Raw genomic sequence first — 13,067 nt, 5'->3', positions numbered from 1 at the left:
TGCTGTTTGGCGGTTTATGGCCTAATACTGCCAAAGCTATGTTTGGAGATGACAAGATGCGTTTGCTGATTGTGGAAGATGAACAAAAAACCGGCGACTATCTGAAGCAAGGCCTGAGCGAAGCCGGTTTTCAGGTGTCACTGGTCAGAAATGGCCTGGATGGCCATCATCTGGCGATGACAGAAGATTTCGATTTAATCATGCTGGATGTGATGCTGCCGGACGTCAGCGGCTTACGCATTGTGCAGGCGCTAAGAGAAAACCATAACCACACGCCGGTACTGTTTCTGTCGGCCCGCGACAGTGTCGACGACCGGGTAAAAGGCCTGGAGCTTGGCGCCGACGACTACCTGATCAAACCCTTTGCTTTCTCTGAAGTGCTGGCCCGGGTCAGAACCCTGCTACGGCGTGGTCAGGCCGTACCGCAGTCAGAATTATTGCAGGTCGCCGATTTACAACTGGATATCGCCAAGCGTAAAGCCAGCCGCAGCGGCGTCAAAATAATATTGAGTAATCAGGAATTTAGCTTGCTTGAGCTGCTGATGCGCCGCCGCGGCGAAGTACTGCCACGCTCGCTTATCGCCTCGCAGGTGTGGGATATGAATTTTGACAGCGACACCAATGTTATCGATGTAGCTATCCGCCGCTTGCGCGCCAAAATTGATGATGGCTTTGCGGCAAAACTGATCCACACCGTGCGCGGTATGGGCTATAAACTGGACGATGAGCAAACTGATGCATAAAGCTGGCAAACGCCCTCTCTCGATCACCGTTCGCGTGGTACTTTTTGTCGCGCTAACCATTTCGATTTGCCTGTTCTTCGTGCAGCAATTACTGCTCAGTTCAGTCGAACATCACTTTATCGAGCAGGACGCCGACGAATTAGCCGTGATCCTGCACGCGGTTGAGCACACGCTGACTACCGCTCAGGACGGCCAGCAACAGCCGGCACAGACGCTGGCCAAAGCGGTATCGGGCCATCACGGTGTTTACTATCAGGTGATGGATAGCCAAAACCGCTTACTGTACCGCAATGCCGACGTTGACTTAAGCCTGCTGGCTGCCAACACCCCGGCCAGCGCCGACTACAATGCCAAAACCATCCACCACTGGCAGCTGGACGGCAAAGCCTATCGCGGTGTGTTCAGCCGCCTGACCACGGCAGATCAGGACTATAAGGTAATTGCTGCTATTGATATCAGTTTTCATACCCATTTCTTGGCGCAGTTACAGCGCAGCCTGGGGCTGATTTTACTCGGCTCTGCACTGCTCACCTTGCTGGCGGCCTGGCTGGCGGTGCATCAGGGGTTGAATCCACTCAGAGGCCTTAGCGAACAAATGCGTGATATTCAAACCAGTAAACTGGATATTCGCTTGTCCCCGGGCGAGGTCCCGACCGAACTGCGCCACATGGTGCAGTCTTTTAATCTGATGTTAGATCGGCTGGAGCAGGGGTTTACCAAGCTGTCGCACTTTAGTGCCGACATCGCCCACGAGCTGCGCACGCCGCTGACCAATATGATCACGCAAACGCAGGTCAGCTTATCGCGCGCGCGCAGCGCCGACGAGTACCAGAATCTGCTGTTCTCCAATCTGGAAGAGCTGGAGCGGCTGAATAAAATGATTAGCGATATGCTGTGGCTGGCCAAAAGTGACAATGGCCTGTTAACACTGCAAAAGCAGCCGCTGGAGCTAAAGCAGGAAGTGGCCGCAATTTTCAACTTTTTCGAAGCCTGGGCGGCAGAAAGTCAGGTTGGCCTTAGCTATCACGGTGCCAATATTATTGTGCAGGCAGATCGCACCTTGCTGCGCCACGCCCTGACCAATTTATTATCCAATGCGCTTAGGTATACCCCGCCCGGCGAAACCATTACCGTCAGCACCACCGCAGCAGCCGACAGCACCACCATCACGGTAGAAAACCCGGGCCAGCCGATCCCGCCACAGCATTTGCCGTTTTTATTCGATCGCTTCTATCGTGCTGACGCCTCGCGCCAACGCCAGATAGAAGGCTCGGGTTTGGGCCTAGCCATTACCAAAGCCATAGTCGATGCTCATCAGGGCCAGTTAAGCGTCGAATCAGATGCGCGCTCTACCCGCTTTAGCATCAGGCTTAAACTGGCGTGACGTCGGTTAAACTCACCGCGGTGCTATGCGGTATTAGCCAAGTAACATCCACAGCGCCACGCCAAACATCAGGCTGGCGCCGATGCGGTTTAAATACTGCACCCGGTTAGTTTTACTAAAAAACAGCGCCAAAGCTTTGCCGCCACTGGCGTACAGCAACATAGAGTCAAATTCCAGCAACAGAATAATTGCCACTAACACCAGCAACTGCGGCCAGAATGCCAGCTGGCTATCGATAAAGGGCGGCAGCAGCGCCATATGAAACGCCCAGCCTTTGGGGTTAGACACTGCCGTAATAAAACCCTGGCTAAATAAAGTACGCCGCGCCAGCCTGGCAGGCAGCTCGCCTGGTTGCGGCAACGCCAGTTTGCCTTTAGCACGCCACATTTGCAGGCCTATGTAAGTGAGATATACCGCACCGGCAACTTTAAAACCCTGAAAAAAAGCCGGAAACTGCAGCATTATCGCCGCCACACCGCACACCGCCAGTATTGCCACCAACGCCACGCCGAGCATTTCGCCCCACATCATCCACAGCGTACGGCGCACGCCCTGGCTCATGCCCAACGTCATCGCCAGTGTCATGCACATGCCCGGGGTAACCGAAACAAACAAAAACGTCGGAATAAACGCGCCCAGCAACGCCAGATTAACCATAACCACCTCAACTGCAAGATGGCGCTATTCTGGCCGGTTGCAGCAGCGCCAGCAAGGGCGTTAAGCGGGGGTTTTTAGTCAACCCGGCGCAGTAGCAAAATTATTCACAAAGAGGTTTTATTGCAATGGTAAGCAGGCAAAGTAGGAACGCTATTTAAAGGATTTAGCCCAAAAATCAAAGCGACTCTCGCGGTATATCTTTGCCTTGCCCTGCACGCAGTTCTTCCTGCTGCGGTAACTCCTGCCAGCATCCTGCCAACTCACGTACGGTTTGCGGCCAGTCGGCGTGATAGCCTTTGTAGTCTTGCTCGTTACCGGGATAAGTAGTTGGTTCAGTCATAGCTAGCTCCAAGCCCTTATTTGAGAGTAAGTATAACGTTGCTGGTTGCAGAATCTAGTAAGCATTACCTTCCCGCATTTGTTATTAGATAGTTACCCTGACACCATTTCTTGCTTTCGCCTCTTTTAATGCATAAATTAATCACTATAATTTAACTTTTTAATTACGTTGCACAAAAAGGAATCGGTGCTATGGAGCAACAATCTGTTTTAAAAGATGTTTTTATCTCAATGGGTGCATGGGTTTGCTGTGTTTGCCTTGATAGCAGCTGGGTTACCACACCCTCAGCGCGGTTTTTATGCCCAAGAGACCAGGTGCGCTCTCCGGTTACAAAGGGATTTGAATGCCCCATACGTTTTGCAATGCGTCTATCTCGCTCGCGCTCCCACTCGGTAACGGGAAACTGCTTATCCCAAGCCATTAAAAGCTGCTGTTGTTGGCGAGACATGTTGAGGTCATAACGGTCGTGCATGTAAAAGTAAATCCGAGCGATTTGCCCTTTAATCGCATCGCGCGGCTCTGCGGCTCTTGCACTAAAATCGATTTTAACCGGACATTGACCATGCTGCGGCTTGGCATTAGAAAGCATGGTGAAGTTGAAATTGGAGCGGTCGGCATTGACTGGAACAGCTTTATCAGCGATACCCATCGAGTGATCAAGATGTGCTCTAGAGAGTGGGCTGTACTGAACAAACTTTAAGATGGAATGGTATTATACGGTCAGGTGTTCAGAAACACGTTACCGCACACACATTCAGGCACTCTTTCGCGCAGCAACGCAGCTTTTAAAAGCGGGAACAGACATTCGTACAGTTCAAGAGCTGTTAGGGCATACGGATTTGAAGACAACTCAAATATATACACATGTCATCGGTCAACATTCATCAGGGACAATTAGCCCTATAGACCGATAATTTCGTTTTAAATTTAAATAAACCGGGCTTCATGTCCGGTTTTGCGGTAAAAGCGGTCATTCGCATGCGGATTGTGTTGAGGTGCTGAATCTCTGCTTTTCGCTCATAGTGAAGATCGTGTTTGTGCCATTAAGAGACATTCACTTAGCTCTTACAACAACTTTGGCCTTCTTGAATTGGTGGGCATTTCACTGTTCCATAAGAGCAGTATACACAACAATCGCCCTTCAAAGGCTTTAGGAGAACTTTGCAAGATTCACATTCATAATACCACTGGCAAGCGTTGGTTGACATTTCTTCGGTTTTACTGAAACCGCACTCAGGGCAAGTAATGGTAGAATTTAACTCTATACCTCGCATGTTTGCTCCTTCAAAGGTTTAACAATGTCCAATACGGACATTACAATCATCAAACAAATACCCACATAGAACAAATAAGTGCTCCAGTCATATTGCCATAGTGGATAGAGGGTTAACAAAACAGCTATAGGCCCAATAACTCCAAGAGTACCTCTCGTATGATTTTGGTTTTTATACCAGTTATACAAATTTACCAACAACGCCAAAGTTGCAAATATAGGTAACAAGGTATTTACAGCAATCCCCTCAAAGTGAGAGAGAAAGCCTAATCCCAATGCTGATGCTAATGAACCGAGAGCAGGGAAACACCCCGTACAACTGAGGGCTGCAAGCCAAACACCACCTGAGCCAACTTTATCTAAAATCTTATTAATCATTTTTAACGTCTAACATTATTTGAATGACTTGAGTGTAAACTCCGTAGATAGGTACGGAGTCAATGCTATTTTAGCGAATCGATTATTGGGCAGTGAGATTGGTCGTTATTGTTGCGGCATGAATTAGTCATTTCTTTTATGACGACTTCTAAGCGTTGAAGGTCAGCTATCTTACTTTGAATTAAGCTCAGTTTCTGCAAACCTAGAGATTCAACTTTGGCACAATCGCCATCCATTGACATCAAAGACGCTACTTCCTTTAGAGTAAAGCCAAGTGCTTTAGCCTTACAAATGAATTGTAATTGCTTGGTGATTGAGTCGTCATACACACGATAACCATTTTGAGGCTTTTGAGGTTGTTTTATCAAGCCTTCTCGCTCATAAAAGCGTATAGTTTCTACGCCTAAACCAAGTTCTTTAGCCAACTTTCCTATTGTTTTCATCGTATAACCACAAAATCAGCCTACTTCATGACATTAGTATATCAATACGATGTAAAATTTCTCGAACTAATAATGACCGCTTCTCGCTCATTGCAGTCGAGATGTGTTACTTGTGACGCTTCTTTGAAATATTATTTTGGTGAATTTTTTTACGATCATCAAAGATCTCCAGCTTGATCCTGAACGCTAAAACTTCGCCAAAAAACTAACTAGAGTTGACGATATTTAGCTACAAAAGTACGTGAAAGAACAAACTCATTTCACCAAGAGTTACATTTATCAAGAGGTTGGTCAGGAAGGCATTGGTTTACTGTGACATGTCACACTTAAATATCTATGATTGAGGGCGGATTTTTGCCGGAACGTTTAAGATCCGACGCACTTTTAGCTTGATCATGTAACAATTGGTTTCAGGGGCGCCTTTTTATCTTGCTCACGGGCTAAGGGAACCTAAGCTCCGGCATCACTTCCCAGTTGCCTGGTCCCGGTCAGAAGCGACCTGACTACTTTAACTTGAAATTGCGTAGTAAATAAATGGTATATCTGAAAAATTAATGTAGTGATTTTGAAACACCACCGCAGTTATTAAAAATTCGTCATTGCATTTATCCTGCACTGCCTCTCTACCAGCACTACGAGTTTAAACGCCTCTCAGCTAAAAACGACTGAGTACTATTGTACTCATTCAATAGCCTATTAAAATCGTTATTTTTATAACGCTTTTGTCTGATTGCGGTTTTAAGTTTTTGTATCTCCTCTGTTGGTATAGTGCTTTTAACTATACCTTCAATATCGACACATATACGGTCTATGGCATCAATAAAATCCTGATCCTTTTTTTCCATTAATGCTGTTTCTAACAGGATGGCTGATTCATAGAGCTTTATCCTGTTACGACTCTTATAGAGTGGAATATCTAACTGAAATGCACGCTTGGACTGTGAAAGTAAGATCAAATACTGAATTACGAAGTCTAAGTCAGCAACGCTAATTTTTGTTGTAAGTGTTCGACTCATACACGCCTCTTTTAAGCGTTATTTTAATAACGATTAACGTAGCGTATGAAATTTAATCATGCAAGGTTAGGCCTAAAATAGGCGATTAGAAAACACTCGTTTATTTTACACCATGAAATTTCCTGAAATAGTTACGAGTTTTGCTTGTTAACACGTAAAACAATACGTAAAGTAATCTATGTAAATAAAACCCACATTATATTTAGGCGCATACATGAAAATTGGCTATGCACGAGTTAGTACTGAGGAGCAGTTGGAGGATGCTCAGTTGGATGCATTAGAGTCATATGGTTGTGATCGCATATATAAAGAACGAATTTCCGGCAAAAGCATCCAGCGACCTGAATTGTTGAAATTGATGGATGTGTTGAGAGAGGGCGATATAGTTGTTGTTCAGCGACTTGATCGGTTAGGCCGCTCTTTAGTAGATCTAATCGAATTGCTGGAGTCCTTCAAGCAACGAAATGTTCATTTCATTAGCTTAAATGAGCAGATAAATACGACCACAGCTACAGGGGAGCTTGTTTTTCATCTAATCGGGGCCATAGCACAGTTTGAACGGAAACTGATATCTGAACGAACCAAGGCAGGCCTTGCGGCTGCGAGGGCTCGAGGACGCAAGGGAGGGCGCAAAGCAAAAATGAGTAGCTCAGATATAAAAAAAGCTCACGCTATGTTGCTTGCTCCGGATGTAACAAAAGCCGAAGTTGCAAGACATTTTAACGTTAGCCGACCGACTTTGAACAAAGCGCTAAATGAATACGGTAAAAATCAATAAACAGGGAATGTTATGAAGTTTAATGAAGATACTCGCGTAAAAATTCCCACCATTCTTCATTTAATGAAGCTGGGCTATAAGTACCTGTCATTAAAAGAACAAAGCTGGGATCTGGATACCAATATTTTCCCCGAGCTTTTCAACGCAGCAATTCACAAAATCAATCCAGGCATCGAGCCAGATGATGTAAGCCGCCTGCTCGAAGATATTAAGCTCGAGATCGATAACGAAGACCTCGGCCGAGCCTTTTTCGAGCGCCTGACAGATCGCTCGAACACCAAGCTGCTCGACTTTGAAAACTTCAACAACAACAGCTTTCATGTCGTCACCGAGCTGACCTGCCAGAACGGTGATGAGGAATTCCGCCCAGACATTACCCTGTTGATCAATGGTATGCCGCTGGTCTTTATTGAGGTGAAAAAGCCCAATAACCGCGAAGGCATTTTGGCCGAGCGTGATCGCATCAACAAACGTTTCCAGAACCCGAAATTCAAGCGCTTCGCGAATATCACCCAGTTCATGATCTTCTCCAACAACATGGAGTATGACGACGGTGACCCAGAACCAGTGCAAGGGGCTTTCTACGCCAGCAGTTCCTATCACAAGCCAGTATTCAACTACTTCCGAGAAGAAGAGATACTGAACCTGACTGCGCTTCTGAAGCCAGTATCGGATGAACAAGAGTTAAAGGTACTGAAAGATAACAATCTGGAAGTCATTCGCAGCAACCCGGAGTTTCAGACCAATAAGCAGCCAGAACGTCCAACCAATCGCATCTGCACATCCTTGGTTAGCCGTGACCGTCTGGCGTTCATCCTGCGTTATGCACTGGCCTATGTCGCTGAAACCGATGGCCTGCAAAAGCACATCATGCGCTACCCGCAGATGTTTGCCACCAAAGCCATTGAGCGCAAGCTTGGTGAAGGCGTAAAGAAAGGTATTATCTGGCACACTCAGGGGAGCGGCAAAACGGCGCTAACCTATTACAACGTGCGCTTTCTGACAGATTATTTCCAAAAGCAGCAAGTTATTCCCAAATTCTACTTCATTGTTGACAGGCTAGATCTACTACAGCAATCCCAGCGAGAATTTACAGCGCGTGGGTTAACGGTGCACACCATTAACTCCCGTGATGCCTTTGCCAAGGACATTAAAGCCACACAGGTGATTCACAACCATTCCGGCAAGCCGGAAATCACTGTGGTAAATATCCAGAAATTTCAGGATGACCCGGATGTATTGTCTACCAAAGACTACGACATCAACATCCAGCGCATCTTCGTTCTGGACGAAGCTCACCGAAGCTACAATCCCAAAGGCAGCTTTCTGGCCAATCTGTATCAGTCCGACCCCAACGCCATTAAGATCGCGCTAACCGGCACGCCATTGATTGTTGACGAAGGAAAAGCCAAAAAAACAGACTCCAAAGCTATCAGCTCGAAACAAATCTTTGGCGACTATATCCACAAGTATTACTACAACGCCTCCATCGCCGATGGTTACACCCTTCGCTTAATCAGAGAAGAGATCGCCACCAACTACAAGATGGTGTTGCAACAAGCCTTAGAGGATGTAGAAGTCCAAATGGGCGATGTCGATCGTAAGCTGATATACGCCCATCAGAGCTTTGTAGAACCTATGCTGGATTATATCGTGACCGATTTCGAGAAAAGTCGCGGTGCCCTTAACGATTCCAGCATAGGTGGTATGGTGATATGTGACAGTTCGGATCAAGCCAAGCAGATGTACGACATCTTCAATAGCGTCTACGTAAAGGCAGCCAGCTCACCTAATGAGATCAATGATTCCGCGCAAACCTTGATTGCAGCAGCCAAACCAGACAGTTATGCCGCAAAAGCGAAGCAGGATAACAAGGTCAAGAGCGCGGCGTTGATCCTGCACGACGTTGGCACCAAAGAAGAACGCAAAGATTGGGTAGAGGACTTCAAAGCAGGCAAGATCGACTTCCTGTTTGTCTATAACATGCTGCTCACCGGCTTTGATGCCAAGCGCCTGAAAAAGCTCTATCTGGGCCGGGTAATTCGTAAGCACAACCTGCTCCAGGCACTCACAAGGGTCAACCGCACTTATAAAGATTTCCGCTACGGCTATGTGGTTGATTTTGCAGACATTCGCAAAGAGTTTGACGCCACCAACAAAGCCTACTTCGATGAGCTTCAGTCGGAGCTAGGCGATGAAATGGAGCACTACTCCAACCTGTTCAAATCACAGGAAGAGATCGCGGCAGAGATAGAGCACATCAAAGACGTGCTGTTCCGCTTTGATACCGACAACGCCGAAATCTTTACCGATCAAATCAGCCTGATTCAGGACCGCGAAACCGTACTGGCGCTGAAAAATGCGCTGGAAAACGCAAAGAGCTTATACAACTTAATTCGCTTGCAAGGCGACTACGAGTTACTGGACCAGTTGGATTTTGCAAAGCTTAATATCCTCTACAGGGAAACCTGCAGTCACCTTGATATGCTTAACCTGAAAGAGAGCATAGAACAAGGCTCAGATACAACCAACCTACTCAATGTCGCCCTTGAAGACGTGATCTTCCGTTTTATAAAAGTGGGCGAAGAGGAATTGGTATTAGCGGATCAGTTAAAGAATACCTTGCGCCAAACCCGCGAAGCCTTGGCCAGCAACTTTGATCAGCAAGACCCAATATTTGTCAGCCTGAAAGAAGAATTGGAAAGGCTGTTCAAGAAAAAGAACCTCAGCGAGGTCACGCAGGACGAAATGGTGGCAAATATCGACGCCCTCACTAAAATTCACGACCGTGTTAAAGAGCTTAACCGGCAAAACAATCAGCTGCGTCAGAAATACCTTGGCGATGCTAAATACACCCGTATTCACAAGCGTCTGCAAGAGCGCAGCGATATATCAGAGAGCGAGCGTAAAATTTTTGAAGCCCTAACCGGCGTAAAACAAGACGCCGACGAACAGGTACTGAACAACAATCAAATACTGGATAACGAAGGCTACTTTGAGCGCCAGATGATGCCTTTAGTTATAAGGCGATTCAAAGATGAACAAAAAATTCAACTCAACGCCAACGCTTCAAAATTTATTAATCACTTGGTGGTTGCAGAGTATCTGAAAGAATTTCATACCGGCAGTAGAGCCTGGTAAACGTAAACCATAAAGAGCGGTAAAATGGTAGAACTCGAGTTTCAACAAAAAACTAAAGCACTGATCGACAGCCTTAAGAACATTTGTGCCCACTATGGCTTGGGCAACGATGGTAATGAATTCAAAATCATTACCCAGACTTTCCTCTACAAGTTCCTCAACGACAAGTTCGCCTATGAGGCGAAGCAAATCGATGAAAAGGTCGCCAGCTCGGAAAAATGGGAAGAAGCCCTGGTCGCCATGAGCGAAGACGAACTGGAAATGCTACAACTACAAATGGGTGGCGATACGGCTCGTTTAAAGCCTCATCACTTTATCAGCTACCTATTCGGTCAACAGAACGCGCCTGACTTCGCAAAGCTGTTTGATGACACCCTGCGCGACATTGCCTTGACAAATAACGATGTGTTCGCCGTTAAGACCGATGGCGGCACCAAGGTGGTGCTGTTTGATCGCGTCAGCGAATATATTTCTGATGAGTCCAAGCGCGATGCCTTCTGCAGAGCAATCATCAACAAGCTGGTAGAGTTCAGTTTCGAGCGTATCTTCACACAAAAATTCGACTTTTACGCCACCATCTTTGAATACCTGATCAAAGACTACAACAGTAACTCCGGTGGTAAATACGCCGAGTACTACACTCCCCATGCGGTGGCACGCATTATGGCGGCCATTCTGGTGCCTGCAGATCAACAAGGTAAAGTGAAAAACGTTAGCTGCTACGACCCTTCAGCGGGCTCAGGCACCTTGTTAATGAACGTGGCCCATGCTATTGGTGAAAATCGATGCAGTATTTACACCCAGGACATCTCGCAGAAGTCCTCCAATTTGCTGCGCCTTAACCTTATTCTGAACAATCTTGTGCACTCCATCCCTAATGTGATTCAGGGTAATACCGTATTACATCCCTATCACAAAGATGGCAAAGATCTTAAGAAGTTTGACTACATCGTCAGCAATCCACCGTTCAAGATGGATTTCTCTGACTTCAGGAACGATCTGGACAGCAAAGAAAACAAAGAACGCTTCTTTGCAGGCATTCCCAAAATCAAACCCAAAGCCAAGGACAAAATGGAAATTTACCAGTTGTTCTTGCAGCACATCATTCACTCACTCAAACCTGGCGGCAAAGCTGCAGTGGTCGTGCCTACCGGTTTTATCACCGCGCAGTCAGGTATCGACAAAGGCATTCGCGAATACCTGGTAAAACACAAAATGCTGGCAGGCGTAATATCCATGCCGTCGAATATCTTTGCCACCACAGGCACCAATGTATCTATCCTGTTTATGGATGGCAGCAATAAAGGCAAAGTTGTGCTGATTGATGCTTCCAACTTAGGCGAGAAGATCAAAGATGGCAAAAACCAGAAAACAGTACTTAGCGCTGAAGAAGAGCAGCGCGTTATCGACACCTTTAATGCCAAACAGGCAGTGGAGGATTTTTCCGTTGCTGTTAGCTATGACGAGATTGAGGCTAAGAACTACTCCCTAAGTGCTGGCCAGTACTTCGATGTCAAAATCGAGTATGTAGATATCACCCCTGAGCAGTTTGCAAAAAAAATGCACGGGTTTACTAGCAACCTTGATAGCCTGTTTATTCAATCTCGCGAGTTGGAAACTGAGATCAAAAAGCAGTTGGCGGGGTTGAAGTATGAGTAATTCGCTCAATGGAAAACTCGGCAACTTAGTTTCTGCAGGTGGAGGGAAGATTCATACGGGGCCGTTTGGGAGCCAGCTTCACGCCTCGGACTACGTACCGAAAGGCATACCCTGCATAATGCCCGCGAACATGAAGAACAACAGAGTTGATCTTTCAAATATTGCATTTATAACAGAGCTTGATGCTAAACGCCTCTCTAAATATATCGTTAAGGAAAATGACATTGTTTACAGTCGAAGAGGAGACGTCACACAAAAGGCCTTAATTCGCAAGCACGAAGAAGGATACTTTTGTGGTACTGGTTGCTTGTTGCTTCGGCCTGGCAAAAAATTCGATGCTAGATTTTTAACCCACTACCTCAGTACTCAGAAGATTCAAAATTGGATTGTCAGCCAAGCCGTTGGCGCGACAATGCCAAACTTAAATACAGGAATATTGTCTAGCATACCTTTTCATGGCCCAGAGAAGGCAGAACAGGAAAGAATTGCTAATGTGCTTTCTGCCATTGAGGAGAAAATCGAACTCAACAACCGCATCAACGCCGAGCTGGAAGCTATGGCCAAAACCTTGTACGACTATTGGTTTGTACAGTTCGACTTCCCAGATGCCAACGGAAAGCCCTACAAAACTTCCGGTGGCAAATTGGTCTACAACACGGCGCTAAAGCGAGAGATACCTGAGGGATGGAATGATAGTTCGTTAGTTGATATTGCTATATTTACTAACGGTATCGCTTGTCAGAAATATTATCCTACTGGCTCTGAACCGACTTACAAAGTAATCAAAATAAGAGAATTTAGCTCTGGCTTCGATGATAGTTCGGAATCCGTTCATCAAGGTGTACCTGAAAAGGTTGTGGTAAATGATGGTGATATTCTTTTCTCGTGGTCAGCAACTTTAGATGTGAAACTATGGACAGGTGGGAAAGGAGCGTTAAATCAACACATTTTCAAAGTTACATCGGATAGTTATCCAAAAACGTTTTATTACTTCGAAGTTTTGAAATATTTGGAATATTTCAAAATGGTCGCAGAACTTCGAAAAACTACAATGGGGCATATAACCAAAGATCATCTTATTGCAAGCCGAATTAGCCTACCACCGAAGGAGCTAATTCAAGCCATAGATGCAAAGCTCTCACCGATGCTCAGTAAGATAATTATTAACAATCAACAAAATACAAAGCTGGCAAAGCTCCGTGATTGGCTCCTCCCTATGCTAATGAACGGTCAGGTAACGGTAAAATAAGGAAAT

General features: G+C 46.0%; 14 protein-coding genes. 7 read left to right on the top strand and 7 right to left on the bottom strand.

Features of this window, described 5'->3' with window-relative positions:
* The first annotated feature begins 56 nt into the window (after positions 1-56).
* A complete protein-coding gene (locus L1N97_RS04425) occupies positions 57-743 on the top strand; it encodes a heavy metal response regulator transcription factor (protein ID WP_236128937.1) in 687 nt (228 codons plus the stop codon).
* A complete protein-coding gene (locus L1N97_RS04420; protein WP_236128936.1) occupies positions 724-2,127 on the top strand; it encodes a Cu(+)/Ag(+) sensor histidine kinase in 1,404 nt (467 codons plus the stop codon). Before L1N97_RS04425 ends, L1N97_RS04420 begins: the two co-directional genes overlap by 20 nt.
* A 33-nt stretch (positions 2,128-2,160) precedes the next feature.
* Here L1N97_RS04420 and L1N97_RS04415 read toward each other — a convergent pair whose 3' ends face one another.
* From L1N97_RS04415 to L1N97_RS04405, 3 genes are all read right to left on the bottom strand, one after another.
* Positions 2,161-2,784 carry a LysE family translocator gene (locus tag L1N97_RS04415; protein ID WP_236128935.1) on the bottom strand — a complete coding sequence of 208 codons (624 nt, stop codon included), beginning with the start codon at positions 2,782-2,784 and terminating at the stop codon, positions 2,161-2,163.
* Between the two features lie 175 nt (positions 2,785-2,959).
* Complete coding sequence (locus L1N97_RS04410; protein ID WP_157999935.1) at positions 2,960-3,124, bottom strand: hypothetical protein; 165 nt, start codon at positions 3,122-3,124, stop codon at positions 2,960-2,962.
* A gap of 163 nt (positions 3,125-3,287) precedes the next feature.
* Positions 3,288-3,773, bottom strand: a complete 486-nt coding sequence (locus L1N97_RS04405; protein WP_218141421.1) for an endonuclease I family protein — start codon at positions 3,771-3,773, stop codon at positions 3,288-3,290.
* Between the two features lie 52 nt (positions 3,774-3,825).
* Between L1N97_RS04405 and L1N97_RS04400 the strand changes: the two genes are divergently transcribed.
* Complete coding sequence (locus L1N97_RS04400; RefSeq protein ID WP_442967209.1) at positions 3,826-4,038, top strand: tyrosine-type recombinase/integrase; 213 nt, start codon at positions 3,826-3,828, stop codon at positions 4,036-4,038.
* A gap of 144 nt (positions 4,039-4,182) precedes the next feature.
* On the opposite strand, the gene L1N97_RS04395 is transcribed toward L1N97_RS04400, so the two are convergent.
* From L1N97_RS04395 to L1N97_RS04380, 4 genes are all read right to left on the bottom strand, one after another.
* Positions 4,183-4,398 carry a GDCCVxC domain-containing (seleno)protein gene (locus L1N97_RS04395; RefSeq protein WP_072243337.1) on the bottom strand — a complete coding sequence of 72 codons (216 nt, stop codon included), beginning with the start codon at positions 4,396-4,398 and terminating at the stop codon, positions 4,183-4,185.
* Positions 4,386-4,775: an organomercurial transporter MerC gene (merC, locus tag L1N97_RS04390; RefSeq protein WP_034823179.1), complete on the bottom strand. Its 390-nt coding sequence runs from the start codon at positions 4,773-4,775 to the stop codon at positions 4,386-4,388. Before merC ends, L1N97_RS04395 begins: the two co-directional genes overlap by 13 nt.
* Before the next feature lie 65 nt (positions 4,776-4,840).
* Positions 4,841-5,218: a MerR family transcriptional regulator gene (locus L1N97_RS04385; RefSeq protein WP_008950466.1), complete on the bottom strand. Its 378-nt coding sequence runs from the start codon at positions 5,216-5,218 to the stop codon at positions 4,841-4,843.
* A gap of 632 nt (positions 5,219-5,850) precedes the next feature.
* A complete protein-coding gene (locus L1N97_RS04380; RefSeq protein WP_065955930.1) occupies positions 5,851-6,234 on the bottom strand; it encodes a hypothetical protein in 384 nt (127 codons plus the stop codon).
* 214 nt (positions 6,235-6,448) lie between these two features.
* Between L1N97_RS04380 and L1N97_RS04375 the strand changes: the two genes are divergently transcribed.
* Genes L1N97_RS04375 through L1N97_RS04360 form a run of 4 tightly spaced genes read left to right on the top strand, consistent with a single transcriptional unit; the run spans position 6,449 to position 13,061 of the window.
* Positions 6,449-7,012 (top strand): recombinase family protein, encoded by a 564-nt coding sequence (locus L1N97_RS04375; RefSeq protein WP_236128934.1) that lies wholly within the window; start codon positions 6,449-6,451, stop codon positions 7,010-7,012.
* Between the two features lie 12 nt (positions 7,013-7,024).
* The gene (locus L1N97_RS04370; RefSeq protein WP_236128933.1) at positions 7,025-10,153 is read left to right on the top strand and encodes a type I restriction endonuclease subunit R; all 3,129 of its coding nucleotides are present in this window, start codon (positions 7,025-7,027) and stop codon (positions 10,151-10,153) included.
* 24 nt (positions 10,154-10,177) lie between these two features.
* A complete protein-coding gene (locus L1N97_RS04365; RefSeq protein ID WP_236128932.1) occupies positions 10,178-11,812 on the top strand; it encodes an HsdM family class I SAM-dependent methyltransferase in 1,635 nt (544 codons plus the stop codon).
* Positions 11,805-13,061, top strand: a complete 1,257-nt coding sequence (locus L1N97_RS04360; protein ID WP_236128931.1) for a restriction endonuclease subunit S — start codon at positions 11,805-11,807, stop codon at positions 13,059-13,061. Before L1N97_RS04365 ends, L1N97_RS04360 begins: the two co-directional genes overlap by 8 nt.
* Positions 13,062-13,067: the final 6 nt, after the last annotated feature.

The sequence above is a fragment of the Rheinheimera sp. UJ63 genome (assembly GCF_021568285.1).
GTDB classification, from domain to species: domain Bacteria; phylum Pseudomonadota; class Gammaproteobacteria; order Enterobacterales; family Alteromonadaceae; genus Alishewanella; species Alishewanella maricola.
Note: the sequence above shows the minus strand (reverse complement) of the source record. Positions and strands in the feature narration are given on the sequence as shown.